The organism is Pseudanabaena sp. UWO311 (genome assembly GCF_006937785.1).
Taxonomy (GTDB): domain Bacteria; phylum Cyanobacteriota; class Cyanobacteriia; order Pseudanabaenales; family Pseudanabaenaceae; genus Pseudanabaena.
In genome coordinates, this window is sequence record NZ_SJEE01000034.1 from 1 (window position 1) to 19,304 (window position 19,304).

Consider the following 19,304-nt stretch of genomic DNA (forward strand, 5'->3'; position numbering starts at 1 on the left):
GGATTGGCGGCGCTTCGCGCCGCCAATCCTTATAGATTACTAGCTAAAAGTTAATTCAGTTCTATTTATTCTTTTTAGTTATTATGAATCCTGCATTACAAACAGAAATTTGCCAGTTTATTCGTGAAATCGGTCAAAAGGCAATTCATTTGAGAGATTTGGGTTTTCAAGTTGATGAAAAAGGTTTTGATGATTATGTGACAAATGTTGATCGCGAACTTGATCACCTCTTAAGTCAAAGGTTTCAGGCATGGTTTCCTAATGATGGAATAATTAGCGAAGAAAATACGCGATCGCTAGAACTCTGGCAACAAAAATCAAAAGTTAACCAGAAATTCTGGTTTATCGATCCCATTGATGGCACTGATGACTTTATTCATGGTCGGGAGTTCTACTCAGTTATGGTCGGTGCTTTAGAGGCATTTCAGCCAGTTCTTGGCTGGGTATATGCTCCAAAAAGCGATCGCTTATATTTTGGCGGAACTGCAATCAATGGCTTATTTATCGCTACGAATGGAAATGTCCCTGAGGTTTTATATCCTCATGAACCAATTGGTGCAAGTCGCGATCGCATAATTGTAAGCAAAAAAGATGATCTCGCCTATGGCGATGCAATTCGGACTGCTGTTCCCAATGTCGAGTTTTATAGTCTCGGTAGTTTTGGCTTAAAGGTAATGGAAGTTGTCCAAGGTCGGGCAAGTGCCTATATTTATCTCAATCGCCGCGTTAAGCTCTGGGATACGGTCGGTCCACTAGCGATCGCGAAGGCGGCAGGGTTAATTTGTTGCGATCTCGAAGGTCGCGAAATTGGATTTGGATACGATGATATTAATTCTGAAAAGCTAACTCACAATCAATTAATCGTAATTGGCTGGTCAAAATTTATCGATGAATATCTTGTTGCGATCGCCAAAGAATTTCACGATATTTAATGCCAAAACACAAAATGGCTGTGCCATTTTGTGTTTTTAAACCCCTTGCTGGGTTTGTTTTTTTATTCACAAAAGTGTTTAACACTTTTGTGAATTGGTATAAGTTCTAAGAGTAGTTTATGAACTATTTGTATGGGATTTTATTTTTCTCTTAGCTTTCAGTAACTTAATTGCATTAGGATCGGCATCTTTACGCCAGACTAATCTATGTCCTTGAAGTTCGACATAATTCTGATCGAGAATCTGTTGCCAATCTTGCAGATGACAAGTTTCATTAATATTGTCTAGTAATGCCCAACTTTCCTCCTGTTGGGTGAGCTTAGTAAACTTCTCGTACTGCGGATAGCTAGGCATCAAGTAGGCTTCTTTGCGATGTAAGATCGGTGGGTTGGTCGAGCTACAGCGATCGTGATAGCGAACTTGTAAATCTCGCAAATCAATTTGTATTGATGTCTGTAACTTGGGGTGTGGATCTGTATCAAAGTCTGGATAAAATAGATAGGTTATTTTGGGCTTATGCAAATGGAACTTGACCAAGGTTGCACCATCCATTCGGCCAATTGTACGACTGACACATCCTTCGTATAGTCTCAACATAATATCCAAATTGTCAAGTGCCGAGACATGCACATAGAGCGCTTTACTATCTAATCTTCCAATCTTACTGTTTTGGCAACAGGTTTTGATGAATCCAGATTTTCCTAAATTAAATAACATCAAAGCAGAAGTAGTACTTGCCCCTTGGTATGACCCAAATAGAACTTTGATATCGGTTTGATATAGTGGCGAAAGCTGACTAAGTTTAAGCCTTTTGTCTGGATTATCAAAATTGCTGAGTGCAAGAAATACAAGAATATCTTGGCGGCGCTTATCTGAAATCGCATCCCACTCATCTTGATTTGTGGCACTGACAATCAAGTTAAAGGCGCGGCGTACCGTTCCAAATTCTGTTAGTAACGGCTCAAAGTTTGACAGTTCTTCGCCGACGGGTAATCTGCCTCGCTCTGTGAAGAAATCCATGAGGGGAGTAAGTAATTCGCGATAGTCTTCAAAGCGTTTGGAGACAAGTCGGATTCTGGGTGTGGTGGCTCTTGACCGAAACCTTGATGCTCTAAAGCTTTGGGCTTGCATTTCATCGCGAAACACAAAATAAATGCCGAGAGCTACAGGGACTGAATCTACGCCTAATACTTGATCGATATAGAGTTTGAGTTCTTCTTGTTCGTAGTATTTCTGAAATGTGTTACGGCTACTCACCACACCGTCACTATAAGCGATTTGTCCTTTACCCACATCACCAATTAATACTTGCGCTGATACTATCAATACTTTTTGTGTTAATTCCCATGCTTTGATTAGTGCTTCTCTTCTTTCGATCTGTGATTCGATGACGTTGATGATATAGCCGAGGTTGACGATTTCGGCACTGGTGCGATCGCTTTGTGTTCGATAGTATGGATCCCAACCATTACTGGCAAAGCCACGATCGCTAATTCTCTTGATATCCTCACCATGACCACAGCCATAGTCAAAGAAGGTTGTATTTTCTGTAAATAGTCCTGCTTCTAGGGCGAGGCGTACTGGTTTGGATAGGTCAGGACGATGAATTGCAGCTTTATGACGATCGATTTTGATATTTCCCTCACCCCCAGCCCCTCTCTCAGAAGGAGAGGGGGGCAAGATAACTTGATGATCTTTAAGTTCAATATTGTATTCCTGTAGACGTTGTTCCCACACTTTGCGAGTGCCGATGGTACGGGTCTCATGAAATAAGCTGATCGCTTCTTCTTGTTTGGTTAGTTGAGCAAACATCTGATAAAGCGGATAGTCTTGATTTACAAAGGTTTCTTTGCGATGCAGGATTGGCGGATTGGGAGATTGATGATAATCGCGTTGTTGAGTAGTTTGGGTCTGGAGGTCAACTTGAATACTGTGATGCAATGCAGGATGTGGGTCAGTATCAAAGTCTGGATAGAACAAATAGGAGATTTTGGGTTGTTCGTAGTTGAATTTGATGATGGTGAATTTGCTTTCTTTGGGAAGAAGTGATCTGGCTTGGCGATCACATTCTTGTAATTGTGGAGATAAAGAGGCGATCGCTGATATATGAACATAGAGGGCAGTGGGTAACTTTTTGCCAACTTTGCTTTGTTGGCAGAGGGCAATGACTTGGTTGTGACTATACTCTGTAATCATTGCGACAAGAGCTTTATTGAATGTTTAGATTATACTAGTAACACCTCATTACCCAAGTAATTGCCAAGGTAAAGCCATGACTCTAACTTTAACTAAAACGGCTGATCAATATCTCGTCAAGCAGGCTGTGACATGGGAACAATTCAAGGCTCTGCAATCTGCTTTTGAAGAGATTGGTGGGGTGCGATTAAATTATTGTGAGGGAGTGGTAGAAATTGTGGGTATTGGGCTATTGCATGAAATGATCACGGCTTTGTTGGGGTTGTTGTTAGGACAATATTTTGTGATTAAACGGATGCGGTTTACCTCAACGGGAGCTTATACCCAATCTATTGCTACTAAGTTAGAGTTTCAATCTGATCTGTCTTTTGCTTTTGGTAGTGATCCTAAAGTTACGGATTTATGTATTGAGGTTGTGGTGACTAGCGGTAGCGTCAAAAAGCTAAGAAAGTATCAATTAAGAAATATTCCTGAGGTTTGGTTTTGGCAAGACGGCAAGATTAAAATTTATTGCTTACAGGATGAAGAATATGCACAGGTTGAAGCAAGTGGCTGTTTGCCTGATTTGGATATTTCTCATTTGGAGCAATGTTTGCTGATGGAGTCTCAATTAGATGCGGTGTTAGCTTTTCAGGAGAGATATAAGTGATAGCGATCGCTGTTGACCTGTGCGATGTATTCTTGTTGCAACGTGTTTTAACAACAAACTGAGTGGAGATCGTTAATGAGTCAAGGCGCTAATGCATTACCAAAGTCAGAACAGCTAAATATTGAAGCATTTTCAAAGCTATTTACGCATACAGCGAACTCTTACAAATATTTATTTTTCTTGGCGTTGTTGAATATTCTGAAGCAAAGAAACTTCGATCGCGCTCCTATTGCACTACAGGATCTTATGGTTGAAATGTTGGTCATTGCTTGGCAGGCATATCATCCCCATCGGTTATCGTTTGGCAATAAGGATATGATCGCTGGCAGATTTGATGTTTTTACTGAGGTTGGGGGCAATCTGTCAGGAGAAGAGCTACGAAAGGCGATCTCTTCTAAAATGTTAAGTACTACTAAAGAGTTGAAAAAATTTGCTCCTTATCGTCTGATTAGACCATTTTTTGAAATGGAACTCAAGGGAGTTAAAAGTGGTGAGACAAATCAAAATATTGCCGCATTATCACGCGATCGCTTTCAAGACCAAAAGCCTTTATACTCCATTAACGATCAAAATGAAACAATTTCATTACATCCTGAATGGATAGAATATTTAAAGACCAATAATGATGCTGTCTGTCAGTGGGGTTTTGATGCATGGCTAGAATACATGCAAAAGTGTAATTCTAGTATTGACAATCTATCAAAAAAGCTAGCTTTTGTGTAGGTTGAGATGTCTATTGACATAGCATCAATTTTTTGCAGCCTGATAAAGTGCTAATCTTCAACGTGGCTAGCAAGAAGAATTAAGTTCTCAATCTTTTTAAGATTTGGATCGCCTGATAAGTAGCCAATGCCACGATTGAGATGTAAACGAAACTGTGTAGCAAGGGTTTCTTTGTCTGTGTCAAGTCCATCGTTGTGACAGCGTTGTTTTAGAGCAACTATGAGAATGTCTGATAAGTTGCCAGCAAAGACTTGCCAAGTCATTTCCACATTGCTATCAGTGACAATATTAATAATTGATGGAGGAGTTGGTTCAGCTAGAGATTTACATAGCGCCCATCGACAGAGAACATTCCAATTCTCGATATGGGTAGCCCGTTTGAGTTTGAGTAGTTGCTCTCTGGCATTTTGGGAGATACGGATGCGGTCAATAGGGGGTTCCATATGTTAGATGATTGGTGATTGGTGATTGGTGATTGGTGATTGGTGATTGGTGATTGGTGATTGGTTACCAGAAGTATCCTGAACGCACGGAGGTACGATTAATTGATTCGTCGTAATCTAGGATATATTCATGGGCGATTAGTTGATTTTGGCGTAGGCGAGTTACTTCTTCTTTGCCGATTTCAGTATCGGTTGAGAGTAGGATGACTTGCTGACTGGCGTTGGGGAAATATCGATCTAGAAGGTTGAGGCGGTGGGATGAGTCCAAACGACCGAGAGGGGTATCAATCACGACAGGTAACTGACAACCTGAGACACGGGCTAATCCCCATAGGAAAGCGATCGCTAGCATCTGTTTTTCTCCTGCGGAAAGGCGATGTTTTGGGATTGACTTGCCTTCAGCATTATATAGCTCTAGACGAAAGGTTTCAGGAGCGATTGTTATGCGGTGTACAAGACGAGATTTGTGTAGAAGATGGAGAAAACATTCAGTGACACTGTTTTCTAGTTGAGCGATTTTATGGGCGGTGAGTTCTTTTCTAAATGAATCCATTGTTGATTGCACTTTAACAACAGACTGAAAGAAAAATTCTAGATTGCCTCTTGCGACTATGGTTGTTCCATAGTTTTCTAGTTCTCTTTTACTAGAGATTAACTTGCGTTCGAGTAGAGCTAAGTTACGCTGAGAGTCGTCTAGCTCATTTGCTAAGGACTCACAAACTGATGCAGCTTCTTCTTTTTTCTGTAAGAGTTGTTGATATATTTCTGGACTTGCCGCAGAGGCAATCACATTTTGGATTTGAGAGCTTTCGCGATCGCAAGATTCTAATTTTTGCGCTGCGGTACTAGCTAAAGCGACGGTTTTAGGTAAATCATGCTCTAAAAGATTTGAGAGTGCATTCACTAGATCGAGATCGCTACCAAGCCATATTTCTCCATGCTGCGATTCATCTTCGAGTTGAGCGAGTTCATTTTCCAAAAACTCTTGGACTAGGCGATTGTATTTTTTAGGGAAGTTCTGGTCTATAAATTCTGACAACTTGCGATCGCGTTCTTTGATCAGATCTAGAGCAGCTTTAGCTTTTTGCAGATGGAGCTCTTTTTGACTTTGGGAAAGCGCTTGTTCTAAGAGGGGTGATTGAATTAGCATCAGAGGTAAACAAGTCTCTGCTAAATCTAGCAATTCTTTTCTTTGCTGATCGGCTTCTTCTTTGAGTCTTTGATAGCTTTGTTCTAGCTCTTGCTTATCTCCTGCGGCTTTCCCTCCTTTACGCATAAATTCACGTTCAGCTTCTGCAAAAGTGGCTTTAGCTTGTTCGAGGTCGGCTTCCAGTTGAGTTTTATGTGTTTCTTCTAATTCAATCTCGGTGGATTGTTGAGCAATTAGAGTTTCAATCTCTGTAAGTTTATTAAAAGCTTCAGTGTCAGATGATTCACGCCGTTTTTTGCTGGCTAAGACTTCTAAATCAATTTCTAAGCGATCGACTAGTTCTAGTCCGAGAATTGTGCGAATAGCATCGACAATGCCCTGTGTGGGAGTGTCTTGCAGCGCAAGTTCTCGGACTTGTTCCCCGTCAAATAGAAATAAACCTGAAATACCAATTGGCATGATCTCTTCGATAAATTCATCCCATGTGTTGGTCAGGGTTTCGTTATTCCAGCCATCAACGCGGACTTCTAAGATATCGCGCCCATTTTTTGGTTGCTGTGTCCAACGACGGGAGATCGAGATCGGAACTTGGCGCAGTTCGGATTTATTGAAGCTGGCTTGTTCAAAGACCAATTCGATCGCAGCTTCTTCGCCGATTTTGGCTTCGCGATTGACGCTTTGAGAGAGAAATTCGCCATAGTTTAAGTTTCCTCTTGTGGAGCATTGGGCTTTTGCGCCATACAGGGCAAGGCGAAGGGCATCGATAAAGGTCGTTTTACCACCACCATTTAAGCCACCGAGCAGAACAATTGGTGGATGGTCTTGACTGATATCGACAGAAAGATCGATCGTGTGCTTTCCTTGGTAAGCACCAAAATTTTGCAGAGTTAATTCTCGGAAAATCAAGACTGTACCTCTTCGACTGGTGTGCCAAATTTCATGGATGCCCAACTATTAGCTTTTTGGGGAGACTCTGATTCGGCTGGTTTGACTGGTTGCCCTAGCGCAAGTTGACGAACTTTATTAGCATCTCCTTCCTCCGCTGCATCTTTTATATTTTTGACCCTATGGGCATTTTGAATTGCTTCTTCTGGCGATCGCGAACTGGTCTCAAAGCATTTTTCGAGGGCTTCATAGATACCGACGCGGCGCATTTTGCCATAATGTTGCTTTTCGACGCTGAGCAGTTTGGTAGTGAGTTCAAGGTGCATGGCATTGTCACCACACAGCCGAGCTAGGATTTCCCATTCATCGGCTCCTAGCAAGCTTTGATTGTTGGGATTGTTAATATCTTGGAATTTTTCGCCTGTTACATCGAGATAAATATGGGGCAGTGCATCATCAAATTCATGTTTGTCTTCACGCCAAATGCGTCGAATTTCACTGAGTTCAGCTTGAGTGATTAGCTCGATCTCTTGCATTTCAGGAGGTGCATTTTTACGTGCTTCGGTTTGTGCTTTGAGTAATTCCCTCAGCCAATGTTCGCGCCATTTTTTTGTGTAAGGACCAGGGATCGGTTTGACTTCTTGTTTGCCGTCGCTGTTGTGGGTAAATAGCTGTACGTTGCCACTCATACGGCGAAAGTCACGTTTGTCCCAGTCATCAGGGCTATCGAGGGCATTTCGCAAATCTAGCATGGGCTGCATCCATTCTTTTTCGTCATCATTGAGAATCATCGCTTCCATAGATTTGTCTTTGTTGACGAGGGTGCATACCCAGCAACCAAAGCGGGAGTCACCACAGCTAGGCGTATTGCTGTCGATTACCAGAGGACATTCATTGTCGGCAGTTGCGCCACGATACATGGTAAAGAGGTCTTGATTGCTATTGCCCCAAGGGTTGGGATATTGCATGAGATATAGCCATACTTCGCTATTACTCCAGTCGGCAATGGGGCTATAGATTAAGGAGTTGGGTAGGCTGCCGCTATAAAGTAGGGATGTGAGGCTGTTGTCGCCAATGCGATCGCCAATGCGATCGCCAATGCTGCCCATTTCGTGATCGCTCATCGATCGCGATCGCCTAGAGCTTTCGGCTTTGCGTGTGCCAAGGACGATGATTACTTCACCTTTTGCCCTGACTACGTTTTGGACAAATTGGTTGGATGGTTTGATTTTGAGGCGTTCGGTACACCATCTAAAGCCGTTGCGGGGTGCGGGGTAGCCTTTGCCAATGAGGTTGACCCAGAAGGTGTCTTTGACATCGGGGACTAGTAAGTTTGCAGAAATTGGTAAGCCTTGCTCAGTGGCGGCGGCTTGCATATTGGCGATCGATCGCTTGACCCATGCAGCGACAATGGGGTTTTCAACGCGGGTGTCGGTGGTGATGACGTGAATTTGTTTGGTGCGGCGATCGCTTGGTAGTTGTTGGAGGGCTTGCCAAACGAGTTGCAGGGTGGCAGTGGAGTCTTTGCCGCCTGAATAGCCAATAATCCAAGGGATTTCATCATGGTAATACAACTGCTGGATATCAGTTATGAGGGCTTTGATGTCTTCTATTAACTCAGAAATATTTCGCAGCAATGTACTGTTACCTGCTGTTATTTTGAGGCAACGACAACTGATCGATTTGGCAGTCAAAAACAATAAAAAATTTAACCGCAGGAATACGCTGACGTAGAAACTTCAAATGTTCTTCCGCATCTACTCTGCGGCGAAATCTTCCTACGATTACGCTTTGAATATTATTGGGGAGAGGACGAGCGATCGCCCAAGGGTGAAGCATTTCTTGGTAGCTCATGACGTTAGAAATTAAATAGTAAAAGTTATGTAGTCCACTTAGTCTACAAATTGATCGCACGAATCCAAATGGACTACAAAATTATACACTCTTGTAGTCCATTTGGACACATTTCTTTACAGGCTATACATCCTCTGACACGATCAAAGGTATGGGTAAAGCAGGTAAAACACTCGGACAAGTTCTTGAAAAATACAGTATTAGCCAAACAAATCTGGCTAATGCTTTAGGCGTTGGTCGTTCAAATATTTATCGTTGGATCAATGAAGTTAGAGATCCTAACTCTGAAACGGTTTTACGGATTGTGGCAGCGCTAGAAAAAATTAATCCCAACGCAGCAAAAGAATTTAAGAATCTGTATATGAGCGATTAGTACTCTAAAAAGAGTTGCTCACCTTGATTAAAACATTTTCTTGATGCCATCGCAAAGCTTCAATTCTTGGCAAATAGCTCTGTTGTGCTGGCAAAACGATATTCTGACCGTGAAAATCTCGCATTATCTGTGCGTGAGGCGATTCTTCCCTAAGATCATTAGAGACAACTATTCGATAGTCATCATCAACGGTAAACCAACCACGATCAAAAGCCCAATGATGATTTTTGCAAAGAGAAAGCCCATTATCAAAGCGATCGTCTCGGAATTGTGAGAACGGCTTGATATGCGCTCCATCAACGATATGTTGGTTTAGAGAATTAAGAACCTGTAACTCACAAAATGCACATCGATATTCATAGGCAGAAACAACTATTCTACGGAATGCCGCATCGCGCACAATTAATTTAGATTCATCTTCTACTTCATCAACTGAATAGACAGCACCACCTCTTTCTCGTAAGCGATCTTGAAATTCTTGAAAGGAATTGATTTGAAAAAGTTGTTCAATTTGTGATGATTTATCAGAAAACCAAGTATTTACAAGAATATCAATCAAACTATTTCTTGATGATAGATTCTGAATTAACTCAAAAAGTTCATCATCAAAGTAAGCATATTGCACCGAATCTCTCAACCCATTCAAGGTTTTGATTTTTACTTTGGAGTTAATTACAGGTTCAAATCCAGCCTTTGCTTTTAGATGCCAAAAGCCTTCACTTTGAAGATGAAAGAAGGGCTGAGCAATATCTGAACGATGGGATTCTGAACCCAAAAAACTCCAGTATTTGAGAAATGTGGCGATTAATTCAGGTGATAAAAATATTCGATTTTGTCTGATTATTCCCTGTTGGATTAGCGCGATCGCAGATAAAAGCAATATTGGTTTATGAGGTGCAATTCCCCGCACACGGTCTACACGCAACTTCGCAAACTTTTTGGAATAGTACAGTAAATCTTTGCTCATAGAAATCTACTCAGATCGAAATCTTCTAAAGATTCTTGATCTTTTTCAGCTAACAGCATCAACAAAATTGCATCTGTATAATCCACACTTCCTTGTAAAGTGTTCTGTAAAACTTCAAGCCCTCCATTAGCGTACTCTTCAAAGATCTGAACTCGGATATTTCCAGATTCTTCATCAAGGGCAAGACTTTTAGGATCTTTTGTATGGGCGATCGCAATTAAATTAATTACAGGTTCATAGCCTCTAGCTAAAAACTGATCTTGAGGAATTGGATCGGGTTCTTTTCTTGATGTTTTACCAAGAGGAAGCTTTTTTCCTCGCTTAGCCCCAAGGACAGCCGCAAAAGTCATCACGTCAGCATAGGTCTGAAATGGCGCAGTGGGGTTTTCGGCAGATCTTAAAGAACGTACTAATTCAGCTTTGTCTTCAGCAATATAAACTCTACGAAAGCTCATTATTTGCCCCCAACTCCGCCTTATCATTCGCGATCTTTACCTTTGCTTCAGCCATTCTTACTTATTCCTCAATACCCAATCTAAAAACATCTTACACACAAGCGATCGATTCATTACCATCAAACCAGCCATCATCAACAAGCGATCGCTCTCTCCACAAGCATTTCTATTTCAACCAAATCATTCCTAATTTGCTCAGAGATATCTATTAGAGAACTTTTCAAATTGCTAAACCCTCTCTATTAATACGTTCCGCGACGGATTGACGACAGCGATCAAGATTCACTAGATCAACCTTAAAATCACGGGCAAGAAGTTCTATATCATCCACAGCTTGATAAAACTGTTTAAAAGTTAATCCACTAATCGCCAAATCAATATCTGAGTACCTTGTAAAACGCTCCTTATTTGTTAATGAGCCAAAAACAATTATTTGCTTTGTCCTATAGCGATCGCGTAATAAGCTTGCTATCTTGTGAACAATTTTCCATGCCTCAGTCCATCTAGCCTCATCCTGTAAGCTATCCAGATTTCTGGCTGGGCAATATGCTTTGCGTTCATGGAGCGTTAGTTCAAGAGCAGTTTTTGACATAGTTGATAATTTCAAAAAATTTGGAGCTTATACTGCATCCATGAATAGACATCTAACTTGCATATCATTTTACAGCAAATTTCATTTCTCAGTAACAAGCGATCGCACTGATGAAAAGTAGCAAAACTAAAAGTGATCGCTCTACTCCTCAATACCATTTAACAACATCGCCACCTGCTCAGGCGCAGGCAAATGATCCCTCAACTCCTTCGGCAGCGTTGATAACCGATAAGTTGCCACCCCAATAGGCTTACTCGCATCCTTCAAGGCATATTCCACAATCGTCTGCTCCTTCGACTTACAGAGAATAATTCCCATCGATTGCCTTTCATCCACCATCCGCACCTTATCATCCAACACCGCCAAATAAAACTGCATCTTACCCACATACTCAGGCTTAAACTTCCCAATCTTCAACTCAACCGCTACCAAACAGCGCAAATGCCGATGATACAGCAGCAAATCGATAAAATACTCATCGTCTCCCACCTCTAACCGATACTGACTACCCACAAACGCAAACATCCCACCCATCTCTCGCAAAAATGGCTCAACCTGAGCTAAAATCGCCGCCTCAAGCTGCCTCTCACTATGTTCATCACCCAATTCTAGAAAATCAAAGGTGTATTCGTCCTTAATCGCTAACTTTGCGCGGTCGCGAATATCCTCCGATAGAGTCACATCAAAATTTGTCTGATTCAGCAAAGTCTTTTCATAGGTTTGATTCTCGATTTGGTGAATCAACACATTTTTTGTCCAGCCAAACTTGCGCGTCATCCGCAAATAAAACTCCCGCTCCAAATCATCTTTACATCTCTCCATAATTACTAAATTATGCGACCATCCAATTTCTCGCACCATTGGCGCGAGTTTTTCATTGTCACCATAAGTATGGTAAAAAAGCCTCATTCGCCAAAGGTTAGCCGTAGAAAACCCACTTACACCTTGAAACTCAGCTTGCAAATCTTTAGACAGCTTCTCCACGACCGACTTCCCCCAAGTTTCCCCCTGCTGACGAGTCACAATCATCTTGCCAAGATCCCAATAAAGCATCACTAGCTCCCGATTAACCGCCCTCAAAGCCTCATATTGAGCAGCCCGAATCCGTTGCTTTAACGCAATTAATAACTCAGTATAGGTGTCAGATAAACTTACAGAATCGCCCGTCATACCCCTACCCATTAAAAGTCTGTAATAGCCATCGCGCGATCGCGCTATCATCTTCTGTCAGACTTCGTTTAAGCGCTTCTTCAACTATGGCAATACTTAAACCCTCTAAAACCTGTGACTCTTTAATTGTGCCACTGCGTCCTCCTGACATTTCAAAAGCATAAACCTGTGAATCTCCGCCATTCACTACCCAATATTCCTTTACTCCCAACTGCTCATACAAAATCCGCTTGCGCCCCAAGTCATCATTAAGGGATGTCGTAGCAATTTCTACCACCAAATGTGGAACCTCAAATTGATCGAGATCAATAGAACTATTATTTTGAGGTGTTAATAGAAAGCGATCGCCAATATAAAAAGAGCAATCAGGCTGACATTCTTGAGTACCTGTTTTCCGAAAACTAGTATTTGTCAGCTTGAGAATACGAATATTTCTAGCGATCGCAAATAGACTAATCACATCATAAACAACCGAATTATTGCGTCCATGCAAAGGTCCCAAAGCCGCCATCTCAATCCTCATTGTGTCGTGATCATAATAAAACCTAGCCTTTTCCGCGTGAGTAGGGTCGTCAGAAAGAGTAATAAACTCATCCCAACTTGCCTTAATCCAGCGATCGCAATCAAGCTCTACTTTAGGAGCCGTAGTAACTGTATTAACCATGATTCACCTCCAAGACTTCGGTATATTCATAATCATAGGCACTTTTTCGCACCAATGGATAGCTCTTGCCATAGAGAACTATGTCATCGGTTTGCGTATCAGGTTTATTGGAGTTGAATACAAACACATATTCCTTACCCACGCGAGGAGTCATTTCCTCGGCAACTTCCACCCGCCACTGCGTTTTAGAAACCATCACCACAAGCTGATTTGCCAACTGGGGAATCAATCTTGCCACCTGCCGACGGTAAATTTCGTCTAGACTCCCAAAAGGTGAATCCATAACCATCGGAAAAGTACTACTGTCAGGCCCCATCACCAAACCAGACTTGCTCCATTCCCTCACGCGATCGATGATGCTACCGATAAAAGACAAACTGAGGATCTGATTCTCTCCTGTCGATGCACCCGACTGAACTTCTTGACCAGCTACAGTTTCTACTAAGCTCAATTCATACTTTTCACTTAGTCTTGGCGTTTGCGCTTTGAACGAGATCTGGCTAAAGATTTCACAGATCCGAGTTTCCAATTGCTTACGAAATAGCTCATTACGGTTAGTTTTTAACTCACTCAGGAGATCGATCGCCTGTTGGGCAGCATCAATGCGTTTTTGGGCAAGCTTTTGCTTACCTTCATTTTGCTTACTGCTCTTAATTTGCTTCTGAAGATTTTCAATTTGCCCTTGATAATCAGTCCATTTCTGGAGCTTCTTACCCTTCTCTAAAGTTAAGTCCTCAACCTTGCGATCGATCTCATCAAGGCGAGCTTTCATGTTCCGAACATCCTCAATAGGACTCTTGCGTAACTGGTCGCTAATTGCTTCTAACTCTAACTCAAGACGAGAAAGAGTATTTTTTACATTACTGATACTTGCTTGCTTAGTATCAATACTCTGCCAAAGATCTGTAGCCTGTTTCTCTACTTCATCGACAAAACCTTCCAGTTTCAGAGTCGCAGTTTCCACATCCGCTAACCCAGCTTTCTCTAGCCAAGACTTGACCTGTTCATAGTTAGGAGAACCATCATGTAATGCTGCACCACAGATGCATTTGCGCCGTTCTAATAGATCAATCACAAAGGTCTGTTTAATATCCGCAGGTAGTTCGCCGCGTTCATGCAAACCCTCAACTAACCCGCGAAAATCAGCGATCGCCCCAGACAGGAACACACTATAGCCCTTGGTAGAAATATCTGTCTTTAGTTGGTTCTTTAAACCTCGTAAATTACTGCGGTTTTCCCGTTCTTGTTGTTCAAGAGCCTCACGTCGCTTTTGGATTTCATCAATACCACCCAATTCTGTCAATCGTTGATTGCAAGATATCTTTAGTTGGTTTTGTGCTTCTAGTTCCTGTTCGATTTCCTTGATTCTTACTTCAAATTCAGTGCTATTACTCTCTAGATTCTGCTTTTGCGAAATCAGGGTTTTAGTTTGAGCATCGCCAATACTTTTGAGTTCATCCTCAAGGGACTTTCTAGCTTCTTTAAGATGTTTAATCGCATTGTCCAAAACCTGCACACCCAAAAGCTTTTTGGTTGCTTCAGCAATCTCATAGCGATTGTCCGATCGCACAATCTGCTCAATTCGCTCACCATCAAAAAAGAAGTACTGATGCAAGCTCTTAGGTAAAATGCCATTAATTACAGCTTCAGGATGATTTTGAGTCACCCAACGTCCATCATCCCCCGCCACTTGCAAAAACAACTCACTTTTGTTGTATTGAATGTTTTTCTCGCCATTATTGGCAAGCTGATAGGCGCGGGTTAACCGCCGCACCCGATAGCGCTTAGCATCATGCTCAAATAAAACTTCAGCCCAGCATTCTACAGGCTGATTTAATTGTGATTCCGCGATCGCCTGACGATTGACGAGCTGCTCAGAGTCGCCAAAGGCTGAGGTGAATTTTTCGTATAACACCCATGTAAAAGCATTGAGCAGCGAGGTTTTACCCGTGCCATTGTTGCCATGCATGATCGTAATATTGCGATCGTCCAGTCTTGCCAATACGATCTCAGGCGTTTGTTGATAAAAACAGCGAAAATTAAACAGCTTGATCGAGATTAGCTTCATTGCACAGCTTCCTTAACAATTTTGAGAATATCCTCATTAATCCGCCCCAATTCATTTTTGTCGAGCCGATCTTTTTCGATCTTTAAGACATTACGAATAATTTGTTGAACTTCAGGTGGAGCTTTTTCAATTGGCTCATGGAGACTACTTAGACTTTGAACTTTACTCATTTCCAAATACTCATACGTTTATCGATTTTATCTCAAAAATCTCTCAGATCCCCGACTTTTTCTTGCTTATAAATCCATCAACCCATAGCGTTGTTGTAAATCCAATAACTTTAGTCTAGCTTCGCCGCCGTTATCTGCTAAATTCGCAAACTCGACAAAGCGCTGCAATTCCTTTTTGAGTAGATTGCGTTCAACGTCAATTGTCTTTCTCCCTAAATCAGGCGGTAACACAATCATGTCAAACAAAGTTGCGCGTTTTTTATGAGGGTGTGCCCGCAAAATCCTCCCTCGACGCTGAATAAATTGACGCGGATTGCTACTACTTGCCAACATAATCGCCGTTTGAATTGCGGGAATATCCACACCTTCATCTAAGCAGCGAATCGCCACCAGTCCCTGTAATTCACCAGATTCAAATAAAAGTCGTAAATTCTCGCGGTCTTCTAAAGATGTCTCAGCAGTATATGTATTAACCCGATATCCCAATTCAGATCCCAGCAACTGTGCCACCGCATCCAACTGCCTCGTACTTTCTTCAGTAACTTGATCCTCAACCGAGCCGTCACCACAATAAATCAATGTATGTGATGTATCCAAACGTTGCTGCATCAGTTCTCGCAAAGCCACCAACTTATTCGCCGCCGAACCCAATAGCCTAGCCCTTTGCATCAATAAAGCCGCTACTACCTCGTTATCATCACGATCTCCATCAAAAGCGATCGCCCTACCAATCTTTTTCGTTAAATCAGCATATTTCTCAGTCTCGGATTCTGTCAGTTCTACCAAAATCGGATAGTAAAGATAATGCACCAAGGCTCCTGCCCTAATTGCATCCGCTAGCATAAATTCTGGCTGGATCACCGATCCAAAATAATCAAATATAGCCTCCGTTCCTTGGTCGTCAAAATATCGTTCTGGAGTTGCTGACAGCGCTAGTCTCAGCCCAACATTACGCGGTAAGCTCTCAACCAAACGCCTTGACCCTAAGTTATGAGCCTCATCACCCACGATCAAAGTTTTCTCAGGGAAATAACGCAACTGCGACTGTAATCCCTGACCGATCAGCGTTGCATTGGTGGTAATAATGGTCAAAAATTTTTGATTACCCGATCTCACGTTATAAAGTTGCGTAGACAGCCGATCTTGCCAATTATGAACACTTTCAAAAGCCAAGATTGGTTCTAACCCAAATTTTTGACATTCCCTTGACCATTGAATTACCAGATGTCGATAAGGACAAACAATCAGTAAAACCTGCAACCCAATCTTTTGATAAAGCTCCGTCGCGATCGCTAGCGCCGTAATCGTCTTACCGCTACCCGTCGCCATTTTTAACGTACCGCGCCCATTATTTTTAAACCAATTAGCGAGCGCCTCTTTTTGATAATCCCGCAGTTCTAAATTAGAAGGCAATATCGGTAATCCATTATCTTGATGAATAACAATAGGCATATATTCTTTGCTTGCTTCTGACATGACAGAATTTCTTTTCATGATTCCATCAACAGGAAATTGATCAGGCTGTAAACGCAACAGCGATCGCTTGGCGGCTTCAGGAAAGTCAAGAATATCAAGCAATGGGGTGCGATTTTCCCATAACCGTCTAAAGTTCTCAGCCTTGCTTAAAGCTCTTTCCCTTATACCTTCCTCCCAAGAGCAAAAAACATCAATACACTCAAAATTATCCATCAAAGCACTAGAGCTTTCATTTGCCGATCCTGTAAAGGCTACAAGATTATCCGCTTCATCAGAGAAAATTCCTAACTTCTCATGATAGATGCCTCTCTGATTGCGAATATCCTTACGAATAGCGAGTTTAATCTCTAAAATATTTTTACTCAAAAGCCACGCAAGACAGGCTAAACGATCTTTGACAACCTCTTCAAACTCTTGATCTAATTCCTTTAATAAACTTTGTGTAATAACCTCATCTCGCTGTTTGAGCCCCAGTGCGATTGCTTCAGCATCCTGCTCTGACAAACATGGTGAAGCAATCAAGCGCATCTTACCGCCCGAACGAAGTAATGACATTAGCCCCTTGGCGACTGTTGCCATTGAGGTGCTAGAAAAAAATCCCACTGCTCGACTATAGAGAATAGAGTTCTCTAAACAAGGAATGTAAAAATCTTGTACTAAATCGCAGGTATCGCTGCGATATTCACTTTGAAGATTTAGATCGTTCAGCACTTTTGCCTCTCCTAATTGTTAAACCAAAAAGAGATCGCCCTCAATCCCACTTCCCAAGGGCGGCTGGGCAGGATCTAGACAATTTTAAAATGACCAAGAAACTCACCAACTAAATATAATGAGCCGCAGAGGATCACAATATCATGCGATCGCATATCATCAAAAGCCGCCTCTAGCGCTAAATCTAAATGATCATAACCATGAGGCTCAGCCTTGAGAATTGCCGTCGCCATCTTGGCTAAATCCTGAGGTGATGTTGTTGCGGGATTAGGAACAGGCACTGGATACAGTAAATCATCGGGATGCAGAAGGGCTTGGAGAATTCCAGATTGATCCTTCGTATTGAGAATTCCCATTACCCAAAGCTTACGTTGATTTGGAAAAGATTCATCTACAAATTGTCTAAGACATTCGGCCGCAGCGACATTATGCGCTCCATCAATTAAGATTTTGCGGGATTTTCCATTTAAGTTAAATTCTATCCATTGCAATCGACCTGCCCATTCTGTATTCGCCATTCCTGTTCGGATCGCATCATCGCTAATTTGCCAACCTTGTGTTCTCAACGATTGCACTACAGAGATCGCGATCGCCGAATTAATTAACTGATGATTTCCCAGTAACGGCAAAGGATATGCAAAGCCCTGCCATACAGCGCCTGTTGCTGTGCGAGTAGATGCATTGACCCAAGTTATGGGTGCATCACATGCTGTTGATTTTGTTTGTAAAGCCTTGATCGCTTCAGGATGATTATCGGCAATAACTACGGAACATTTAGGTTTGATGATTCCTGCTTTTTCTGATGCGATCGCACCTAAGGTATTTCCCAATTGCTGACAATGATCTAGTCCAATTGAGGTGATTGCACTAACTAAAGGGCGATCGCATACGTTAGTCGCGTCTAATCTACCGCCTAAACCTGTTTCAATAATCGCAATATCCAGATTTTGCTGTGATTTTTGTTGAGCAAAATACCACCACATCGCTGCCGTGAAAACTTCAAACTGCGTTGGTGGAAACTCTGATGCGATCGCCGAATCAACTTGATGCAAAGCCTCTAATAGATCTGCATTACTAATCCATTTCCCGTTAATCGTAATTCGTTCGCGCCAATCAAGTAAATGTGGAGAAGTATAACGCCCAACGCGATAGCCTGCGGCTTGTAAAATTGACAACAAAAAAGCACAAACAGAACCTTTTCCATTTGTGCCTGCGACATGAATAACGGGAACTTGTTGATGAGGATTTCCTAAAGTTTCGAGCAGTTGTTGAATGCGCTCTAGACCAAGGTGAATGCCAAATTTATCAAAACTGGCAAGATATTCTTCAATTGATGGATTAGCTAGCTTTGGATACATGAACTTCTAAGGCGTAGATTTTGCCTTGGGCATCGACTTCGGCAATATGTCTGCCCTGCATCGCGAATAGTTCACCACTATCACGCTTACCTGCGATCGCCCAAATAGCTTCTAGTCCATTCTCGGTCTTTCTGGTCGTCCAAACACGTTGCATCCCAGAATAAGATTGAAAAAATTTGCGATATAGTTGTGCAATTTCATCTTTGCCAACTACTTTTTTTGCCCCCGATGGATGGACTTCGGCTTGCTCAGCGAATAACTCTACCAATTCGTTAAATGCTTTCTCGTCATCATTAGCGCGATCGGAAAGTTCAAAATATTGGTCTAAAACGGTCATATTCCCTTACCTCAGTTAATCTCAAGACCAAAACTTCATTAAATGAAACTAAGCACGATTTATTGAAGTTTTGCTATCAGTCTTAGTTTGTTTGTAAACGTATGTTAAGTCTTGTTTTACAAAATTAGCTT

General features: G+C 41.9%; 19 protein-coding genes. 4 read left to right on the forward strand and 15 right to left on the reverse strand.

Annotated features, from left to right (window positions below; translation table 11 throughout):
• Positions 1-83 precede the first annotated feature (83 nt).
• The gene (locus PseudUWO311_RS19835) at positions 84-932 is read left to right on the forward strand and encodes a 3'(2'),5'-bisphosphate nucleotidase CysQ (protein ID WP_142656954.1); all 849 of its coding nucleotides are present in this window, start codon (positions 84-86) and stop codon (positions 930-932) included.
• A gap of 117 nt (positions 933-1,049) precedes the next feature.
• On the opposite strand, the gene PseudUWO311_RS19840 is transcribed toward PseudUWO311_RS19835, so the two are convergent.
• Positions 1,050-3,128 carry a DNA phosphorothioation-associated putative methyltransferase gene (locus PseudUWO311_RS19840; protein WP_142656955.1) on the reverse strand — a complete coding sequence of 693 codons (2,079 nt, stop codon included), beginning with the start codon at positions 3,126-3,128 and terminating at the stop codon, positions 1,050-1,052.
• A 76-nt stretch (positions 3,129-3,204) separates the two neighbouring features.
• Here PseudUWO311_RS19840 and PseudUWO311_RS19845 point away from each other — a divergent pair, with 76 nt between their 5' ends.
• On the forward strand, positions 3,205-3,777 hold the full coding sequence (locus PseudUWO311_RS19845) for a Uma2 family endonuclease (RefSeq protein WP_142656956.1): 573 nt from the start codon (positions 3,205-3,207) through the stop codon (positions 3,775-3,777).
• Positions 3,778-3,852: 75 nt separating this feature from the next.
• Positions 3,853-4,500 (forward strand): hypothetical protein, encoded by a 648-nt coding sequence (locus PseudUWO311_RS19850; RefSeq protein WP_142656957.1) that lies wholly within the window; start codon positions 3,853-3,855, stop codon positions 4,498-4,500.
• Between the two features lie 50 nt (positions 4,501-4,550).
• On the opposite strand, the gene dndE is transcribed toward PseudUWO311_RS19850, so the two are convergent.
• The 4 genes from dndE to PseudUWO311_RS19870 form a co-directional block, all read right to left on the reverse strand.
• Positions 4,551-4,943, reverse strand: coding sequence for a DNA sulfur modification protein DndE (gene dndE / locus PseudUWO311_RS19855; RefSeq protein WP_142656958.1), 393 nt, complete (start codon positions 4,941-4,943; stop codon positions 4,551-4,553).
• A gap of 64 nt (positions 4,944-5,007) precedes the next feature.
• Positions 5,008-7,044: a DNA sulfur modification protein DndD gene (gene dndD, locus PseudUWO311_RS19860; protein ID WP_142656959.1), complete on the reverse strand. Its 2,037-nt coding sequence runs from the start codon at positions 7,042-7,044 to the stop codon at positions 5,008-5,010.
• Positions 6,996-8,636, reverse strand: a complete 1,641-nt coding sequence (dndC, locus tag PseudUWO311_RS19865) for a DNA phosphorothioation system sulfurtransferase DndC (protein WP_190303584.1) — start codon at positions 8,634-8,636, stop codon at positions 6,996-6,998. Before dndC ends, dndD begins: the two co-directional genes overlap by 49 nt.
• Positions 8,623-8,832 (reverse strand): hypothetical protein, encoded by a 210-nt coding sequence (locus PseudUWO311_RS19870; RefSeq protein WP_142656962.1) that lies wholly within the window; start codon positions 8,830-8,832, stop codon positions 8,623-8,625. The genes dndC and PseudUWO311_RS19870 overlap by 14 nt, the downstream gene beginning before the upstream one ends.
• A 151-nt stretch (positions 8,833-8,983) precedes the next feature.
• Between PseudUWO311_RS19870 and PseudUWO311_RS19875 the strand changes: the two genes are divergently transcribed.
• Entirely contained in the window at positions 8,984-9,205 is a 222-nt protein-coding gene (locus PseudUWO311_RS19875; protein WP_055074264.1) for a helix-turn-helix domain-containing protein, read from the forward strand.
• Positions 9,206-9,209: 4 nt separating this feature from the next.
• On the opposite strand, the gene PseudUWO311_RS19880 is transcribed toward PseudUWO311_RS19875, so the two are convergent.
• The 10 genes from PseudUWO311_RS19880 to PseudUWO311_RS19920 all read right to left on the reverse strand — a co-directional run bounded on the left by PseudUWO311_RS19880 (position 9,210) and on the right by PseudUWO311_RS19920 (position 19,173).
• Complete coding sequence (locus PseudUWO311_RS19880) at positions 9,210-10,172, reverse strand: HNH endonuclease (RefSeq protein WP_142656964.1); 963 nt, start codon at positions 10,170-10,172, stop codon at positions 9,210-9,212.
• The gene (locus PseudUWO311_RS19885; protein ID WP_142656966.1) at positions 10,169-10,627 is read right to left on the reverse strand and encodes a DNA phosphorothioation-associated protein 4; all 459 of its coding nucleotides are present in this window, start codon (positions 10,625-10,627) and stop codon (positions 10,169-10,171) included. Before PseudUWO311_RS19885 ends, PseudUWO311_RS19880 begins: the two co-directional genes overlap by 4 nt.
• 220 nt (positions 10,628-10,847) lie before the next feature.
• Positions 10,848-11,219, reverse strand: a complete 372-nt coding sequence (locus PseudUWO311_RS19890; RefSeq protein ID WP_142656968.1) for a nucleotidyltransferase family protein — start codon at positions 11,217-11,219, stop codon at positions 10,848-10,850.
• A 141-nt stretch (positions 11,220-11,360) separates the two neighbouring features.
• On the reverse strand, positions 11,361-12,389 hold the full coding sequence (locus PseudUWO311_RS19895; RefSeq protein WP_142656970.1) for a YhcG family protein: 1,029 nt from the start codon (positions 12,387-12,389) through the stop codon (positions 11,361-11,363).
• Positions 12,390-12,393: 4 nt separating this feature from the next.
• Positions 12,394-13,053: a Uma2 family endonuclease gene (locus PseudUWO311_RS19900; RefSeq protein WP_142656972.1), complete on the reverse strand. Its 660-nt coding sequence runs from the start codon at positions 13,051-13,053 to the stop codon at positions 12,394-12,396.
• On the reverse strand, positions 13,046-15,121 hold the full coding sequence (locus PseudUWO311_RS19905) for an AAA family ATPase (protein ID WP_142656973.1): 2,076 nt from the start codon (positions 15,119-15,121) through the stop codon (positions 13,046-13,048). The genes PseudUWO311_RS19900 and PseudUWO311_RS19905 overlap by 8 nt, the downstream gene beginning before the upstream one ends.
• Positions 15,118-15,291 (reverse strand): hypothetical protein, encoded by a 174-nt coding sequence (locus PseudUWO311_RS24175; RefSeq protein WP_181016079.1) that lies wholly within the window; start codon positions 15,289-15,291, stop codon positions 15,118-15,120. Before PseudUWO311_RS24175 ends, PseudUWO311_RS19905 begins: the two co-directional genes overlap by 4 nt.
• 66 nt (positions 15,292-15,357) lie before the next feature.
• Entirely contained in the window at positions 15,358-16,743 is a 1,386-nt protein-coding gene (locus tag PseudUWO311_RS19910) for a DNA phosphorothioation system restriction enzyme (protein ID WP_142657017.1), read from the reverse strand.
• Between the two features lie 809 nt (positions 16,744-17,552).
• Positions 17,553-18,836: a bifunctional folylpolyglutamate synthase/dihydrofolate synthase gene (locus PseudUWO311_RS19915; protein ID WP_142656975.1), complete on the reverse strand. Its 1,284-nt coding sequence runs from the start codon at positions 18,834-18,836 to the stop codon at positions 17,553-17,555.
• Positions 18,817-19,173: a nuclear transport factor 2 family protein gene (locus PseudUWO311_RS19920; protein WP_142656977.1), complete on the reverse strand. Its 357-nt coding sequence runs from the start codon at positions 19,171-19,173 to the stop codon at positions 18,817-18,819. Before PseudUWO311_RS19920 ends, PseudUWO311_RS19915 begins: the two co-directional genes overlap by 20 nt.
• Positions 19,174-19,304 lie beyond the last annotated feature (131 nt).